This is a genomic window from Pseudomonas sp. LB3P31 (assembly GCF_054897945.1).
This window is the reverse complement of sequence record NZ_CM142710.1, coordinates 270,771-285,186: the sequence shown is the minus strand read 5'-3', so window position 1 is coordinate 285,186 and position 14,416 is coordinate 270,771. Positions and strand designations below refer to the sequence as shown.

The window sequence follows — 14,416 nt, the reverse complement described above, 5'->3', positions numbered from 1 at the left end:
TGGCGGGTATTAAGCAAAGCGGCTTTACCGGCAATTTACTTTCGGCTTACGTAACAGGATGTTTGTCCAAGATACTGATACAGATACACAAATGAAAACGGCCTGGACAGGGCCAGGCCGTTAACAATTGTAAGCGCGAACTTATTTCAATACAGCAAGGGCCGCTTCGTAGTTTGGCTCTTCAGCGATTTCCTTGACCAGTTCGCTGTGCAGGACGTTGTCGTTTTCGTCCAGAACCACTACCGCACGGGCGGTCAGACCTTTGAGCGGACCATCGGCAATGGCAACGCCGTAGTTCTCGATGAACTCGGCACCGCGCAGGGTCGACAGGTTCTGGACGTTTTCCAGGCCTTCGGCACCGCAGAAACGCGCCTGGGCGAACGGCAGGTCAGCCGAGATGCACAGCACCACGGTGTTGGCCACGTCGTTGGCTTGGGCGTTGAACTTGCGCACGGAGGTGGCGCAGGTCGGGGTGTCGACGCTTGGGAAGATGTTTAGCACTTTGCGCTTGCCGGCGAAGCTTGCCAGGGTCACGTCGGACAGATTGCCGGCAACCAGGGAAAAGGCTGGCGCCTTGGAACCGGCTTGTGGCAGTTGGCCGTTGACTTGAACCGGGGAGCCTTTAAGAGTGACTTGAGCCATGAACTGAGTCCTTCTGAACGTTGGTGTGGAGAATTTTTAAGAGGCCGAAGTTAACCACGAAACGGGCTGGCGACCTATGGGCGGACACAAATTGTGATCTATCAGGCGGGGACGTAATCGTTGTCGTGGAGGCTGCGTAGGAGTTGCGTAGGAGCTGTCGAGAGAAACGAGGCTGCGATCTTTTGATCCTGCTTGTCTTGTGTACATATCCGTTCCTGCGGTCACGGCTTCCATTGGTTCCGCTTTTACAGCGGGTCACTTTGAAAAAGCGCAAAGTAACCAAACGCTTTTTGCCCCACCACTCGGCACCTCGCCTAGGCTCGGTGTGCCCGAACACAGGCATTGCTCCGCGGGTCGCTGCGATGGGCCATCCTTGGCCCAGCGCAGCTAAACCGTCGCCGTGGCGGCCTCCGGGCCGACCAAGGCATCAAGCCGGCGCGCTGCGCTTTTTTGGTCGTGCGCGCCACCTCTGAATTTGAAATGAGAGCCTGTGGAGGCTGATACCTGTGGGAGCAAAGCTTGCTCGCGATGGCGATACACCAGTCACCATCACTGTTGAATGATAATCCGTCATCGCGAGCAAGCTTTGCTCCCACAGGGTGCTCTATTCGAATATGTGCCATTCGCCGCTGCTGCACAGCCGAACTCCCGGTCAGGTCGGCTTTCAGGCCGCCTCGGCCTGGTTTTTGATCGCGGACGCCCCATAAAACCACGCTGGCCGAACGCAGGTATTGCGCAGCGGGTAAACCGGCAAGGATACCGGTTTAGCCGCGCTGGCCCATGGATGGGCCAGCGCGGCGGCCCGCGGAGCAATGCCTGCGTTCGGGCACACCGAGCCTAAGCGAGGGGCCGAGTGGTGGGGCAAAAAGCGCTTGGTTACTTGGCGCTGTTCCAAGTGACCCGCTGTAAAAGCGGAACCAATGGAAGCCGTGACCGCAGGAATGGATATGTACACAAAGCAAGATCAAAAGATCGCAGCCTCGTTTCTCTCGACAGCTCCTACACAGCTCCTACGGGACAAGTGGCAAAAATTTTCTTCTCGCACCCTGTCGATTCCCGCCGCCGCAATTCGACTACTCAACGAGCCAAATCAACTGCAGCGGAGTACCGACCATGCGATTCATGATCATTGTCAAAGCCAGCGCCGATTCCGAAGCCGGGGTCATGCCCAGTGAAGAACTGCTGACCGCGATGGGCAACTACAACGAAGAACTGTCCAAGGCCGGCATCCTCGTAGACTGCGACGGCCTGCAACCCAGTAGTAAAGGCGCCCGCGTGCGCTTTTCGGGAGAGCAGCGCACCGTCATTGACGGCCCCTTCATCGAGACCAAAGAGCTGATCGCCGGCTACTGGATCTGGGAGGTCAAATCGAAGCAGGAAGCCATCGACTGGGTCAAGCGCTGCCCCAACCCCATGCCAGGCACCGATGCCGTAATCGAGATTCGCCCGATATTCGCCGCAGACGATTTCGGCACCGAATTCACCCCCGAACTGCGCGAACAGGAAGAAAGGGTGCGGGCCCAGGCGAAGAAGGTCTGAACACCTGTATTGCGCGCAATCCCACTTACGGACAGCGGGCTGCGCGCGCACTGCACTTCAGTTGAACGCGACAACCCGCTGATTCGCATTAACTTTTTAGTACAGAAAAATAATGAGATGCCGTACACAAAACGAATGAATTAATCCTTTCGACTGGCTAACATGCAATAAGCTGCTAGCTTAATCAGACGTGTCCTACAGAATTTTAGGAAAGGGATTACGCATTAACGGCCGTCAAGTGCCGAGTTGTCCAATGCGCCACGAAGGAACCGGGGAATCATGAGCAAGAAAAAGGGTGCACACGCCTTGTTGCTGGCGGCCGCTTTGGCGCCTGCCGTTTGTACCTATGCAGATAACGCCGACACCGCGAACAAAAGCAACAACCCGCTGAACCTGGCCCCTGGCGCCAACCTTCAGGATTACTACACGCCCCGCCTGTATGACAGCAACGTGCATACCAACGATGCGCTGCTGCGCGGCACCCAGCCCGTCGCCCCGAACGACTTCATCGGCGTTCCGCAATTGTTGCGCGCCACCATGCCGATCAGTACCCGCCCCGATCCGCATGGCGGCTATAGCACCGGTATCGGCGACCTGAACCTGTTCGATATTTTCCTGCTCAAGACCCAAGGCGTGCAATTAGGCATCGGACCGCAGATCACCGCACCGACCGCTGCCAAGGACGAGCTGGGCACCGGCAAGTGGCAGGCCGGTCTCGCGGCAGTCGCCATCGACGCCTCGCCCCGCGGCCTGCTGGGGGCACTGGTGCAGTACCAAAGCTCGTTCGCTGGCGATGACGACCGAGTGCATGTCGAAACTGCCACGCTGCAGCCCTTCCTGATGCATAACCTGCCCAAAGGCTGGTATTTGCGCTCGACCGGCACCTGGACCTTTGACCTGAAGAACGACACCCATTACATCCCCATCGGCCTGGGTGGCGGCAAGGTCTGGAAATCCGGAAGCAATATTCTCAATGCCTTCATCGAGCCGCAGTGGACCGTGGAGCGCAAAGGCGATGGCCTGCCGCAATTCGTGTTGTTCGCCGGCATCAACGTCACCTTCGGTAAATGAGGCTCCTCCATGCATAGTGCCATTCGCGCAGCCGGTTTCAGTCTGATGACCATGTTTGTTAGCTGCGGCGTGGGTGCCGCCGACCTCGATACCCGCATCGGAAAAATCGCCATGGAGGATGAGTTGCCGGGCTTCGAGAGCAACTGGGTGCAAACCGTGCCGGGCAAACATTGGTTCAGTTATTTCCGCCTGTACGCCCCGACCGAAGCCTATTTCGACAAAAGCTGGAAACTCGACGACATCACCGTCGTGGAATGACGCCCATGTGTTTGATAAGGAAGTTACATGAGTAATCGCCTGCTGTTCACCGCACTCTCTCTGGCACTGAGTTCCAGCGCCTGGGCCGGTTTCACTGCGAGTCCCGAGGAGGCTCGCGGCATTGCCAAGGAAGCCTATCTGTATGGTTTCCCGGTGGTTGAGATGTACAAGACCCTCTACACCCAGGCCGTCGACAAGCAGAGCCCGAACTTCAAGGCGCCATTCAACCAGATCGGCAACACCGCCAAAGCGTTCACCGCGACAGACACCGCCTTCGTCACCCCGAATGCCGACACGCCCTACTCCTTCGTGTGGATGGACCTGCGGGCCGAGCCGGTAGTGCTGACCCTGCCGAAAATCGAAGAAAATCGCTATTACTCGGTGCAACTGATCGACGCCTACACGCAGAATTTCGCGTATCTGGGCACTCGCAGCACCGGTAACAACGGCGGACATTTCATGATTGCCGGTCCCGACTGGCAAGGGCAGCAACCGGTAGACATCGATCGTCTGCTGCGCAGCGAAACGCGAATTGCCTATGCGCTGTACCGCACGCAGTTGTTTGATGAAAAGGACCTGGCCGAGGTCAAGCAGATCCAGCATGGCTACAAGGTCGAAACCCTGAGCCATTACGTCAAGCACAAAGCCCCGGCAGCCGCTGCGAAGATCGACTGGCCCAAACCGACGCCGACCATGAGCGACACTCCGGACCTGTTCCGCTACCTCAACTTCATGCTGTCGTTTGCTCCGGCCCAGGATGCGGAGAAAGACCTGCTGGCACGGTTCGCGAAAATCGGCGTTGAAGCCGGCAAGCCGTTCAAGTTGACCGATTTGTCTACTGAGCAACGCCAGGCGCTCGAAGACGGCATCAAGGACGCCAAGGCCGAGTTTGCCCAGTTCAAGAAGGACAAGGTCGATACTCACCAGCTCAGCAGCGGCGACCTGTTCGGTACCCGCGATCATCTCCAGGGCAATTACCTGTACCGCTATGCCGGCGCGAACATGGGGATCTTCGGCAACTCCGCCGAGGAGGCGAATTATATCGGTTACTTCGTCGACAAGGACGGCCAGCCGGTCGATGCCTCGAAACACGACTACACCCTGCACTTCGACAAGGGCGCCCTGCCTCCGGCCGACGCGTTCTGGTCCCTGACGATGTACAACGCGAAAAACAAGCTACTGGTGGCCAATCCTCTCAACCGCTACCTGATCAACTCGCGGATGCTGCCGGATCTCAAGCTTGATGCCGACGGAGGCCTGACGCTCTACGTGCAGAACAAGGCGCCGGCCAAGGCATTGGAAAGTAACTGGCTGCCGGCTCCGAACGGGCCGTTCTACGGGATCCTACGCCTGTACCTGCCAAAGCCGGAAGTGACCAATGGCCAATGGCAGATGCCGCTGCTGACGCCCGTGGCCGCTAAACCTTGAACCGCGATCTCACTACTTGCTGGAGCACCGCCATGGGCAGGAACACCTCGAAAACAGCCGCTTTCACTGCACTCGCCCTGAGCCTTGCGCCTTTGATGAGCCAGGCCGACAACGCCCGGGACTGGCAGAACCTGCCAACGGACCTGAACATGGTGTTCGGTTATTACAACAAAATCGACACCAACACGCCGATCGACACCTCGTTACCGATTGATGGACTGTCGCTGAACGCTGACCTGTACATCGCCCGCTTCGCCCGCTCGTTCGCCATCGACGGCCGCAACAGTGCGATTCAGATCCTGCAGCCATACGCCGACATCTCCGCTTCGTTCGACAACGCGCAGTTCTTCAACGGCACCAAACACAACGGCGGCATGGCCGACACCCAGTTCGTACTGGTGCACAACCTGTTTGGCGGCCCGGCCCTGACCAAGGAAGAGTTCGCCAACTGGACACCCGAGACCTTCGTCACCGGCGCACTCTGGATCACCGCGCCCACCGGGGACTACGACAAGGACCGGATCATCAATATCGGTTCCAACCGCTGGGCGTTCAAACCGGAGATCGCCTTCGGCACACCGATCGGTCCGACCTGGCTCGAACTCAATACCTACGTATCGTTGTATGGCGACAATGAGGATTACCAAGGCGACAGCACCCTCGAACAGAAGGCCCTGTACGCCATTGAAGGTCACTACAGCTACACCATCAATCGCGCCCTGTGGGCTTCGCTCGATGCGACCTACAACCGGGGCGGCGAGACCCGCATCGACGGCGAGTGGCAGGACAACAAGCAGGAGAACGCCCTGCTCGGTGCGAGCGTCGGCTTCATGCTGTCGCCGCAGTTCGGCGGCCTGATCGCTTATTCCGATACCGTCTCGGAGCGCACCGGCTCTCCCGACGTCAACACCTGGACACTGCGCCTGCAGTACGCCTGGTAAGGGAGCGTCGAACAATGACCAACGCATGGATGCGAACAAACCTGACACTTTGCAGCGTGATGTTCAGCGGCATCGCTTGTGCAGCTGGCAATCTGCCGGAACTGGGGGGCAGCCAGGCGGCGCCTGCCGGCAAAGGTGACCCTGAAACCTGCCAGCGCCTGCAGCAGGACTTCGACATCGACCTGAAGAAGGTCGTGGCCGCCGGCTGCCAACCCTCCACGGAACAGATCGCCAAGCTGATGGACAACCCGGTGGGCAACCTGGTGCTGCTGTTCAACCAGTATGACTACACCGCGCTCAAGGGCCCGAACAGCAACGGCACGCGCATGCTCGGCAAGTACAGCTTCATGCCGACTTTCCCGATCTCCCTCGGCGAAGACTGGAACCTGATCAACCGCCTGCCGATCAGCTACGTCAGTGCCCCGGTCAACCACCGGGCCGGCAACCTGATCGGCATGGGCCCCAGCGACATCCTCAGCGACCGTGGCGATTTCGCCTCGGTGATCCAGGACCCGTTCGATCGCACCAGCGGTTTCGGCGACCTGGCCTACGTCGGCGTGTTCTCACCCAAGGAGCCAATACGCTTTGCCGGCGGCGGCAAGATGGTCTGGGGTTTCGGCCCGACCGCAATGTTCCCCACTGCCGAAGAGGACGTGCTGGGCACCGGCAAATACTCCCTGGGACCGGCATTCGTCGCCGCCTACCTGGGCCCGGACTGGACCCTGGGCGTGTTCCCGCAGCACTGGTGGTCAGTGGGCGGCGACAGTAACCGCAAAGACGTCAGCCTGACCAACGTGCAGTACTTCATCCAGCGCAGCATTCCTGGGCCAGAGCAATGGCGGGTCGGCATGACCCCCAACTTCACGGTCAACTGGAAAGCTGACGGCGGCAACAAGGTGACCTTTCCGATCGGCCTGGGCGCCGGGCGAATCTTCAACTTCGGCAAGCTGCCGGTGCGCATCTCCGGCGAGATCCAGTACTCGGCCATCCACCCGGACGACCTGATCAGCAGCCGCTGGAATTTTCGCTTGTCGTTTATCCCGGTTATTCCAACTTTCATGCTTTGACGAGGGCGCTGCAATGTCTGCCATAAATGACCTCAAGGCTCTGCAAGCGAGCATCGCCGAAGCCGTACTGGGCCAGGATGAAGTGATTCGGCAAATCATCCTCGGCCTGCTGGCCAACGGTCACCTGCTCCTGGAAAGCCTTCCGGGCCTGGCCAAGACGCGCACGGTCAAGGCCCTGGCCAAGCACCTGGACGCGAAGATGAGTCGCATCCAGTTCACCCCGGACCTGCTGCCCTCGGACATTACCGGCGCCGAAGTGCTGCACCAGGTCGATGGCAAGAACGAAATCGTGTTCCAGCCGGGGCCGCTGTTCGGCAACCTGATCCTGGCTGACGAAATCAACCGGGCCCCGGCCAAGGTCCAGGCAGCGCTGCTCGAAGCCATGGAGGAGCGGCAGATTACCGTGGCCGGCAACAGTCACATACTGCCGGAACTGTTCATCGTGGTGGCGACCCAGAACCCGATCGAGCAGGAAGGCACCTACCCACTGCCGGAAGCGCAAATGGACCGGTTCCTGATGAAGGTGCTGCTGGACTACCCGAGCGCGGAAAACGAAAGCCAGGTGCTGCGCCTGCTCCGCGAAGAGGAACAGGCACTGGGCGCCAGGACGGCCGCGACCCAGGGCTTTGCGCTGTCCCAGGAGGTGATCTTCAGCGCCCGGCGCGAAGTCAGCGCGATTCATGTCTCGCCGGCTATCGACCGTTATCTGATCGACCTGATCAACGCCACCCGGCACCCCGCAGACTACGACGCCGATCTGGCGCGCTGGATCGCCATCGGCGCCAGTCCTCGTGGGGGCATCGGCCTGGACCGTTGCGCCCGGGCTGATGCCTGGTTGCAGGGGCAGGATTTCGTTTCGCCGGACAATGTGCGCGCGGTGGTGCACCCGGTACTGCGGCATCGCCTGCACCTGAGTTACGACGCGGTGGCCGATGGCGTCACTGCGGACCAGGTGCTCGATCGGTTGCTCGACAAGGTGGCAATTCCTGCATGACAGCCGATGGCCTGGTCTATGTCTCTCTGGCGCAATTGATGGCGCTGGAGTTCAAGGCACACGACCTGAGTTTTCTCGCACGCCACCCGCAAGGCAGCATTCTCGCCGGCAACCACGCTTCACGCCTGCGCGGCCGCGGGCTGAACTTCGACGAGCTGCGCCGCTACCAGCCCGGCGATGACCTGCGTCACCTGGACTGGCGCGCGTCAATGCGCACTGGCAAACCGGTGGTGCGTACCTTTACCGAAGAGCGTGACCGTCCGGCGTTGATCCTGGTGGACCAGCGCATGTCGATGTTTTTCGGTTCGCAACGCAGCTTCAAGTCCGCCACCGCCGCCGAACTCGGTGCACTGGCGGCGTGGATGGTGTTCAACGCCGGCGACCGGGTCGGTGGCCTGGTGTTCAACGACCAGCGCATCGACAGCATCGCCCCCCTGCGCAGCCGCAAGCGCATCGAAGCGCTGTGCAGCCGTATCGCCGAACAGAATCAACAACTGAACGCTGCCAATCCGGACGCCGAAGGTGAAGACCAGCTGGACAAGGTGCTGCAGCATTGCCTGGCCTTGGCTGGCCATGATCACCTGATCTGCATCGTCAGCGATTTTGCCGGCGCCGGTGAACGCACCTTGCAGCTGATGCGGCAGTTGTCGGCGCACAACGATGTGATCGCCATGCAGGTCTACGATCCGCTGGCGCTGAACCTGCCGAAAAACGGCCGGATATTGATCACCCAGGGGCAGCTGCAGGTCGAGTTGGCCGTAGAGCAGCGCAGGATTCACCAGCCCCTGGGTGACTTTCTCAGCGGTCGACTCAAGGATGTCGCCACGTTGCTGCGGCGCAGTCAGGTGCCGCTGATGATGTTCAGCACTGCCACTGACGCGCAGGAACAACTGCGCGCCGAGCTGGGCAAGCGTGCCGGGGGCCGGCGATGAATCCGCAGATCCCGAGCATCGAACAACTCCAGGAAATCGCCCTGCCCGCGCCGGTGAGTTATGTGCCGCAGACCTGGGGTTGGTGGGTGTTGCTGGTACTGGTAATCGCGGCAGTGCTGTTGCTGAGCGCGCGGCGCTACTGGCAGTGGCGGCGCGATCGTTATCGCCGCGAAGCGCTGCTGCGACTGGCCCAGTTGCGCAGCCGGAGCAACGACTTGAGTGCACTGCGGGAATTGCCGGAGTTGCTCAAGCGCGTGGCCCTGTCTATGCCCCCACAAGGGGTGACCGCGCTGGGCGGGAAGGAATGGCAGGCGTTTCTTGAGCGGCACATCTCACAACCGTTGCCTGCAGATTTCAGCCAGCAACTGGCAACACTGGCCTATGCCCCGGACGCCACCCTGCAAGCCATACCCACCGAACAACGCCAACACCTGTTCGACACCTGCCAACTCTGGGTGGAGCGTCATCATGTGGCAGCTTGATTATCCCTGGCTGTTGCTCCTGCTGCCGCTGCCGTGGCTGGGCTACCGTTTCCTGCCGGACTACCGGGAGGCCCGCAGCGCCGTGCGCGTACCGTTTTTCGGCGCGATGAGTCGTGCCGTCGGACAGGCTCCGAGCCAGAGCGGCACTCGCCACAACCGCTGGCAGTTGCTGCTGAACCTGCTGGTCTGGGCACTTGTGCTGATTGCCGCCGCTCGCCCGGTGCTGGTGGAAAAACCCATCGAGCGTCAACAACCGGTGCGCGACCTGATGCTGGCCATCGACATCTCCCAGTCCATGGAAACCACCGATTTCACGAATGCCAACGGCCAGAAAATCAACCGGCTGGCAGCGGTGAAGGAAGTGGTGCATGGTTTTATCGACAAGCGAAAAGACGACCGGCTGGGCCTGATCGTCTTCGGCAGCGGTGCCTACCCGCAAGCCCCGCTGACCCTGGACCACGCCAGCCTGTCGCTGCTGCTGGACGACACCGGCATCGGCATGGCGGGCCCCAATACCGCGATTGGTGACGCCATCGGCCTGAGCCTGAAGCTGCTTGATCAGGCCCACGAACAGGAAAAAGTGCTGATCCTGCTCACCGACGGCAACGACACCAGCAGCGCGATCACCCCCGACCACGCGGCTGCCATGGCTGCCGCCAAGGGCGTAGTGATCCATACCATCGGCATCGGCGACCCGAGTGCCGAAGGTGAAGCCAAGGTCAATCTGCAAGGCCTGCAACAGATCGCTGACACTACCGGCGGCAAGTTTTTCCGCGCCGAAGACCGTACGGCACTCGATCAGGTCTACAGCACCCTCGACAAACTGACGCCGCATCAGGTGAAAACCCTCAGTCACCAGCCGAAAAAGGACCTGTTCTGGTGGCCGCTCGGGGCGGCCATTCTGCTGCTCGCTCTGTATCACGCCGCAGCCCTGCTGATTCCACGCCTGACCCTCGCGCGTCAACGGCAGGAGGCGTGATGGACATCAACCTCGGCGATTTCCATTTCCTGCGCCCGCTGTGGCTGTTGCTGCTGCCATTTGCCGCCCTGCTGCCGCTCATATGGCGCCGCGGCCGGGACTTGCAGCGGCGACTGCGCAGCAATATTGCCGCGCACTTGCTGCCCCATTTGCTCATCACTCCGCAGGATCAGCAACGCCTGCGGCCGGTGCACCTGACCTGCGCGCTGCTGATGCTTGGCGCCATCGCTGCCGCCGGACCGACCTGGGAGCAGGATCGCCCGGACTTCCTGGAGAATCGAGCGCCGCTGATCATCGCCATTGATCTGTCACCGTCGATGGATGCCAACGACATCCAGCCGACGCGCCTGGAAGCGGCGAAACACAAGCTCCACGACCTGATCCAGCGCCGCGCCGGCGCCCGCAACGCGCTGATCGCCTATGCCGGCAGCGCTCATCTGGTGCTGCCGGCCACCGACGATCCGGCGTTGCTGGACACCTTTATCCAGGCCTTGGGCACTGACCTGATCAGTAAACCCGGGAAAAACGTCGGTGCGGTCATCGAGCAGGCCAAACGGCTACTGGCCGCAGAAAAAACCCCAGGCACCTTGTTGCTGATCACCGACGGTGCCGACACCTCGCAACTCGCCGGGCTGGCTAAACAACTCGACAACAGCGGGCTGCAAGTCCTGGTTCTGGCGGTCGGCAGCGAAGACGGCGGCGTTATCCGCGACGCCAATGGCCAGCCGCGCACCGACAGCAACGGTCGTCCCGCAGTCGGCAGTTTTGACCAGGCGGCACTGAAGCAACTGGCATCAGCGGTGGATGCACCGCTGGGCAGCCTGACCCTCAACCAGGACGATCTGGACTGGGTTGAACTGCATGCCCAGCAGCACTTCCAGAGCACCAGCGAAGAACAGCGCGAATTGCACTGGAAGGACGCGGGTTACTGGCTGTGCTGGCCGCTGTTGCTGCTGGCGTTCTTCAGCGTGCGCAAGGGCTGGAGCGTTAACTGGATGGCGGGTGTGGCGCTGGCGCTGGGTCTGGGCCTGCAGCCGGCGCCAGCCGAAGCCAATGCCTTGACCGACGCGTTTTTCACCCCCGACCAGCAAGGGCGCTGGGCGTTTGAACATGGGCATTTTCCGCAAGCAGCGGCGCATTTTGTCGACCCTTACTGGAAAGGCATCGCCGCCTATAACGCAGCGGACTTCGACCTTGCGCTGGCAAGCTTTGCCCGCCTGGAAACGCCCCAGGCGTATTTCTATCTGGGCAATATCTACGTTCGTCGGTTCAAGTTCGACCAGGCTATTGCCGCCTACACCCAGGCCCTGAAGTTGCAGGCGCAATTCCCCGAGGCCACAGCCAATCTGGCCTTGGCGCAGGCCCTGCTGAAAGACACCGAAAGCGCCGAGCAGAATACCCCCGAGGTCAAACCCGACGAGATCAAGATGGACAAGGCACCGGGCAAAGGTCAGAGCAAAGCGGTCGAGACCGAACAGGCGGCATCGGATGCGCAGTGGCTGGAAAACCTGACGACCTCTCCTGCAAAGTTTTTGAAGCAGAAGTTCAGCTTGCAGGATCAGGCGGGGGGTAAGCCTTGAACAGCCTGCTGAACCGAGTCGCGGCCATCGCGAGCAGGCTCACTCCTACAGGGGAGCTGCGGCGCTCACCGCTCTACTGTAGGAGTGAGCCCGCTCGCGATAGCGGTCGTCCATTCACCCAAGCTCTCCTCGCCATGCTCCTGTGCCTGCCCCCCGCACTCGCCCAGGCCAGCGAACCAGACCTGCGCATCCAGACCCGCCTGCAACCCGCCGACTCCCCCATGGTCGGCGGCCTGGTCGAATTGCAACTCGACGTCCTCACCGACAGCTGGTTCACCAACGCCCCCACCCTGCCCGACCTCAAGCTGCCCGGCGCGCTGGTGATGCCGCCGGACGGCCACGCCGAGCACATCAACCAGACCCTCGACGGCAAGTCATACAACGGCATGCGCTACAGCTACCGGATCACCCCGAACCTGGCCCGGGATTTCACCGTACCGGCGCTGACCGTGCACGCCACACCGGGACAGGCCAGCACCGAGTTGAGCGCCCAGAGCCAACCGCTGCAATTCACAGCCATCCAGCCGCCTGGTTTCCAGCCAGGAGAAACGGTACTGGTCGCCCAAGGCCTGCGCTTCTCGCAAACGATCCAACAACCGGCGACTGCGCTGAAGGTCGGCGACAGCATTACCCGCGCGCTTAAACTGCAGGCGGATGGCGCGCTGGCCATGTCGCTGCCAACCCCGCCACTGGCCGACATCAATGGCCTCAGCCGCTACTCGAAGGCCCCACAGATCAGCGATCTGGACGACGGCCGTGGCAACTTCAACGGCGGCCAGCGCATCGACTCCGTGACCTACCGTATCGACACCGAAGGCCAGCACAGCCTGCCGGCCATCAGCGTCAAATGGTGGGACGCCAGCACCCGGCAGAGCCGCACCGCCGTCGTGCCTGCCGTGACGTTCGAGGCGCTGGCCAACAGTGGTTATCGCCCGGTGTTTTCTATCACCGAAGACCTGAAGCGACTCGGTCAGCAGGGTCGCCTGCACCTGTCAGGACACTGGCTGCTTATCGCCACACTACTGCTGGGCGCGGCACTGCTGGCCTGGTTTACCCGACCGATATTCGTGCGCGCGTACCAGCGCTGGCAGGCCCGACGCCAGGCTCGCCACGCCGCCTGGCTGGCATCTGCCGACTATGCCTGGGCGCAGATTCCAGGGCAGATTGAGGGCCGGCCAGCCCAGTTGAGTGCCCTGTACCTGTGGCTTCGACGCAGTCGCCTTGGCCTGAAACTGACAGCCCTGGGCCCGCGCCTGCAAACGCTGCTGCGCGCCTGTTACGGCCCGCAACCGACCGAAGATCAGGCGCTGCATCAACTCAGGCAATCCTTGGCTACGCTGCATAGTCAGGCTGAACGTCACAAGGCTGCACCCGCCCAGGCTTTACGACCACTCAACCCCGTCCACGAGAAGGATTTCCCATGACGATCCCCGTCCCTGTCCACCGCAACAGCCTGAAGTTTTTCTTCGCCCTGGCCCTGAGCCTACCCCTGATGGCGCTTGCCGCGGAGCCCTTGCCTTCATGGAACGATGGCCCATCGAAGAAGAGCATCATCGAGTTCGTCCAGGCTGTCACCGACCAGGGCGGCAAGGATTTCGTCAAACCCGAGGACCGCATCGCCGCATTCGACAACGACGGCACCCTGTGGAGTGAACAGCCGATGTACTTCGAGCTGTTGTTCGCCCTGGAAGAGGTCAAGCGCACCGCGCCACAGCACCCGGAATGGAAAACCACCCAGCCGTTCAAGGCCGTGATCGAGAACGATCACCAGGCCCTCGCGGCCGCTGGCATGGACGGCATTCTGAAAATCTTCGGGGCTACCCACACCGGCATGACCACCGAAGCCTTCGATGACTACGCCAAGACCTGGTTGAGCCAGGCTAAACACCCCAAGACCGGCAAGCCCTACACCGAAATGATCTTCCAGCCGATGCTGGAAATGCTCGACTACCTGCGCAGCCAGGACTTCAAGACCTACATCGTTTCCGGGGGCGACACCGCCTTCATGCGGGCCTTCGCACAACAGGTCTACGGCATTCCCCCGGAGCAGGTGATCGGTACCACTTTTGTCACAGCCTTCCAGTACAAGGACGGCAAGGCATCGATCCTGCGTACCCCGAAACTGGCGCACAACGATGACGGCCCGGGCAAACCCGAGAGCATCGACGCCGTGATCGGGCGCCGGCCAATTCTTGCATTCGGCAACTCCGACGGTGACCTGCAGATGCTGCAGTGGACGGCCGACGGTGGCGGCAAGCGCTTTATGGGCCTGGTGCATCACACCGACGCCAAGCGCGAATGGGCCTATGACCGCCAGTCGCAAATCGGCCGTCTGGACAAGGCCCTGGACGAAGCAAACAAACGCGGATGGACCGTCGTGGACATGGCGGCCGAATGGCGCCGGGTCTATCCCTTCGACGCCCCCGCAGCAGAGCAAGTGAAGTAAAAAAAAAGCGTAACGCAGGACCGCAACAAACGTTTGTCGCCTTCAGGCGACGTTAGT

14 protein-coding genes are annotated in these 14,416 nt (G+C 61.1%); 13 read left to right on the top strand and 1 reads right to left on the bottom strand.

Annotated features, from left to right (window positions below; translation table 11 throughout):
• Nucleotides 1-141: 141 nt before the first annotated feature.
• Nucleotides 142-642, bottom strand: a complete 501-nt coding sequence (gene tpx, locus ACYZTK_RS01220; protein ID WP_134097025.1) for a thiol peroxidase — start codon at nucleotides 640-642, stop codon at nucleotides 142-144.
• A 1,113-nt stretch (nucleotides 643-1,755) separates the two neighbouring features.
• On the opposite strand from tpx, the gene ACYZTK_RS01215 reads away from it, so the two are divergent.
• The 13 genes from ACYZTK_RS01215 (at nucleotide 1,756) to ACYZTK_RS01155 (ending at nucleotide 14,359) form a co-directional block, all read left to right on the top strand.
• Nucleotides 1,756-2,181, top strand: coding sequence for a YciI family protein (locus tag ACYZTK_RS01215; protein ID WP_462012761.1), 426 nt, complete (start codon nucleotides 1,756-1,758; stop codon nucleotides 2,179-2,181).
• A gap of 279 nt (nucleotides 2,182-2,460) precedes the next feature.
• Nucleotides 2,461-3,252 carry a hypothetical protein gene (locus ACYZTK_RS01210; protein WP_462012760.1) on the top strand — a complete coding sequence of 264 codons (792 nt, stop codon included), beginning with the start codon at nucleotides 2,461-2,463 and terminating at the stop codon, nucleotides 3,250-3,252.
• A 9-nt stretch (nucleotides 3,253-3,261) separates the two neighbouring features.
• Nucleotides 3,262-3,510, top strand: a complete 249-nt coding sequence (locus ACYZTK_RS01205; RefSeq protein WP_462015006.1) for a hypothetical protein — start codon at nucleotides 3,262-3,264, stop codon at nucleotides 3,508-3,510.
• A 27-nt stretch (nucleotides 3,511-3,537) separates the two neighbouring features.
• Nucleotides 3,538-4,938 carry a DUF1254 domain-containing protein gene (locus ACYZTK_RS01200; RefSeq protein ID WP_462012759.1) on the top strand — a complete coding sequence of 467 codons (1,401 nt, stop codon included), beginning with the start codon at nucleotides 3,538-3,540 and terminating at the stop codon, nucleotides 4,936-4,938.
• Between the two features lie 32 nt (nucleotides 4,939-4,970).
• Nucleotides 4,971-5,879, top strand: coding sequence for a transporter (locus tag ACYZTK_RS01195; RefSeq protein WP_462012758.1), 909 nt, complete (start codon nucleotides 4,971-4,973; stop codon nucleotides 5,877-5,879).
• 29 nt (nucleotides 5,880-5,908) lie between these two features.
• A complete protein-coding gene (locus tag ACYZTK_RS01190; RefSeq protein ID WP_462014991.1) occupies nucleotides 5,909-6,946 on the top strand; it encodes a hypothetical protein in 1,038 nt (345 codons plus the stop codon).
• 13 nt (nucleotides 6,947-6,959) lie between these two features.
• Nucleotides 6,960-7,940: an AAA family ATPase gene (locus tag ACYZTK_RS01185; RefSeq protein WP_462012757.1), complete on the top strand. Its 981-nt coding sequence runs from the start codon at nucleotides 6,960-6,962 to the stop codon at nucleotides 7,938-7,940.
• The gene (locus ACYZTK_RS01180) at nucleotides 7,937-8,872 is read left to right on the top strand and encodes a DUF58 domain-containing protein (protein ID WP_462012756.1); all 936 of its coding nucleotides are present in this window, start codon (nucleotides 7,937-7,939) and stop codon (nucleotides 8,870-8,872) included. The genes ACYZTK_RS01185 and ACYZTK_RS01180 overlap by 4 nt, the downstream gene beginning before the upstream one ends.
• Nucleotides 8,869-9,354, top strand: a complete 486-nt coding sequence (locus tag ACYZTK_RS01175) for a DUF4381 domain-containing protein (protein ID WP_462012755.1) — start codon at nucleotides 8,869-8,871, stop codon at nucleotides 9,352-9,354. Before ACYZTK_RS01180 ends, ACYZTK_RS01175 begins: the two co-directional genes overlap by 4 nt.
• Entirely contained in the window at nucleotides 9,341-10,333 is a 993-nt protein-coding gene (locus ACYZTK_RS01170; RefSeq protein WP_462012754.1) for a vWA domain-containing protein, read from the top strand. Before ACYZTK_RS01175 ends, ACYZTK_RS01170 begins: the two co-directional genes overlap by 14 nt.
• A complete protein-coding gene (locus ACYZTK_RS01165) occupies nucleotides 10,333-11,913 on the top strand; it encodes a VWA domain-containing protein (protein ID WP_462012753.1) in 1,581 nt (526 codons plus the stop codon). The genes ACYZTK_RS01170 and ACYZTK_RS01165 overlap by 1 nt, the downstream gene beginning before the upstream one ends.
• Nucleotides 11,910-13,337, top strand: a complete 1,428-nt coding sequence (locus tag ACYZTK_RS01160) for a hypothetical protein (RefSeq protein WP_462012752.1) — start codon at nucleotides 11,910-11,912, stop codon at nucleotides 13,335-13,337. The genes ACYZTK_RS01165 and ACYZTK_RS01160 overlap by 4 nt, the downstream gene beginning before the upstream one ends.
• A complete protein-coding gene (locus ACYZTK_RS01155; RefSeq protein WP_462012751.1) occupies nucleotides 13,334-14,359 on the top strand; it encodes an HAD family hydrolase in 1,026 nt (341 codons plus the stop codon). The genes ACYZTK_RS01160 and ACYZTK_RS01155 overlap by 4 nt, the downstream gene beginning before the upstream one ends.
• The last annotated feature ends 57 nt before the right edge of the window (nucleotides 14,360-14,416 follow it).

What these genes read in the sequence shown, in the direction of transcription:
- tpx (WP_134097025.1), bottom strand. Translation starts at nt 642, where the DNA reads ATGGCTCAAGTCACTCTTAAAGGCTCCCCGGTTCAAGTCAACGGCCAA.
- ACYZTK_RS01215 (WP_462012761.1), top strand. Translation starts at nt 1,756, where the DNA reads ATGCGATTCATGATCATTGTCAAAGCCAGCGCCGATTCCGAAGCCGGG.
- ACYZTK_RS01210 (WP_462012760.1), top strand. Translation starts at nt 2,461, where the DNA reads ATGAGCAAGAAAAAGGGTGCACACGCCTTGTTGCTGGCGGCCGCTTTG.
- ACYZTK_RS01205 (WP_462015006.1), top strand. Translation starts at nt 3,262, where the DNA reads ATGCATAGTGCCATTCGCGCAGCCGGTTTCAGTCTGATGACCATGTTT.
- ACYZTK_RS01200 (WP_462012759.1), top strand. Translation starts at nt 3,538, where the DNA reads ATGAGTAATCGCCTGCTGTTCACCGCACTCTCTCTGGCACTGAGTTCC.
- ACYZTK_RS01195 (WP_462012758.1), top strand. Translation starts at nt 4,971, where the DNA reads ATGGGCAGGAACACCTCGAAAACAGCCGCTTTCACTGCACTCGCCCTG.
- ACYZTK_RS01190 (WP_462014991.1), top strand. Translation starts at nt 5,909, where the DNA reads ATGCGAACAAACCTGACACTTTGCAGCGTGATGTTCAGCGGCATCGCT.
- ACYZTK_RS01185 (WP_462012757.1), top strand. Translation starts at nt 6,960, where the DNA reads ATGTCTGCCATAAATGACCTCAAGGCTCTGCAAGCGAGCATCGCCGAA.
- ACYZTK_RS01180 (WP_462012756.1), top strand. Translation starts at nt 7,937, where the DNA reads ATGACAGCCGATGGCCTGGTCTATGTCTCTCTGGCGCAATTGATGGCG.
- ACYZTK_RS01175 (WP_462012755.1), top strand. Translation starts at nt 8,869, where the DNA reads ATGAATCCGCAGATCCCGAGCATCGAACAACTCCAGGAAATCGCCCTG.
- ACYZTK_RS01170 (WP_462012754.1), top strand. Translation starts at nt 9,341, where the DNA reads ATGTGGCAGCTTGATTATCCCTGGCTGTTGCTCCTGCTGCCGCTGCCG.
- ACYZTK_RS01165 (WP_462012753.1), top strand. Translation starts at nt 10,333, where the DNA reads ATGGACATCAACCTCGGCGATTTCCATTTCCTGCGCCCGCTGTGGCTG.
- ACYZTK_RS01155 (WP_462012751.1), top strand. Translation starts at nt 13,334, where the DNA reads ATGACGATCCCCGTCCCTGTCCACCGCAACAGCCTGAAGTTTTTCTTC.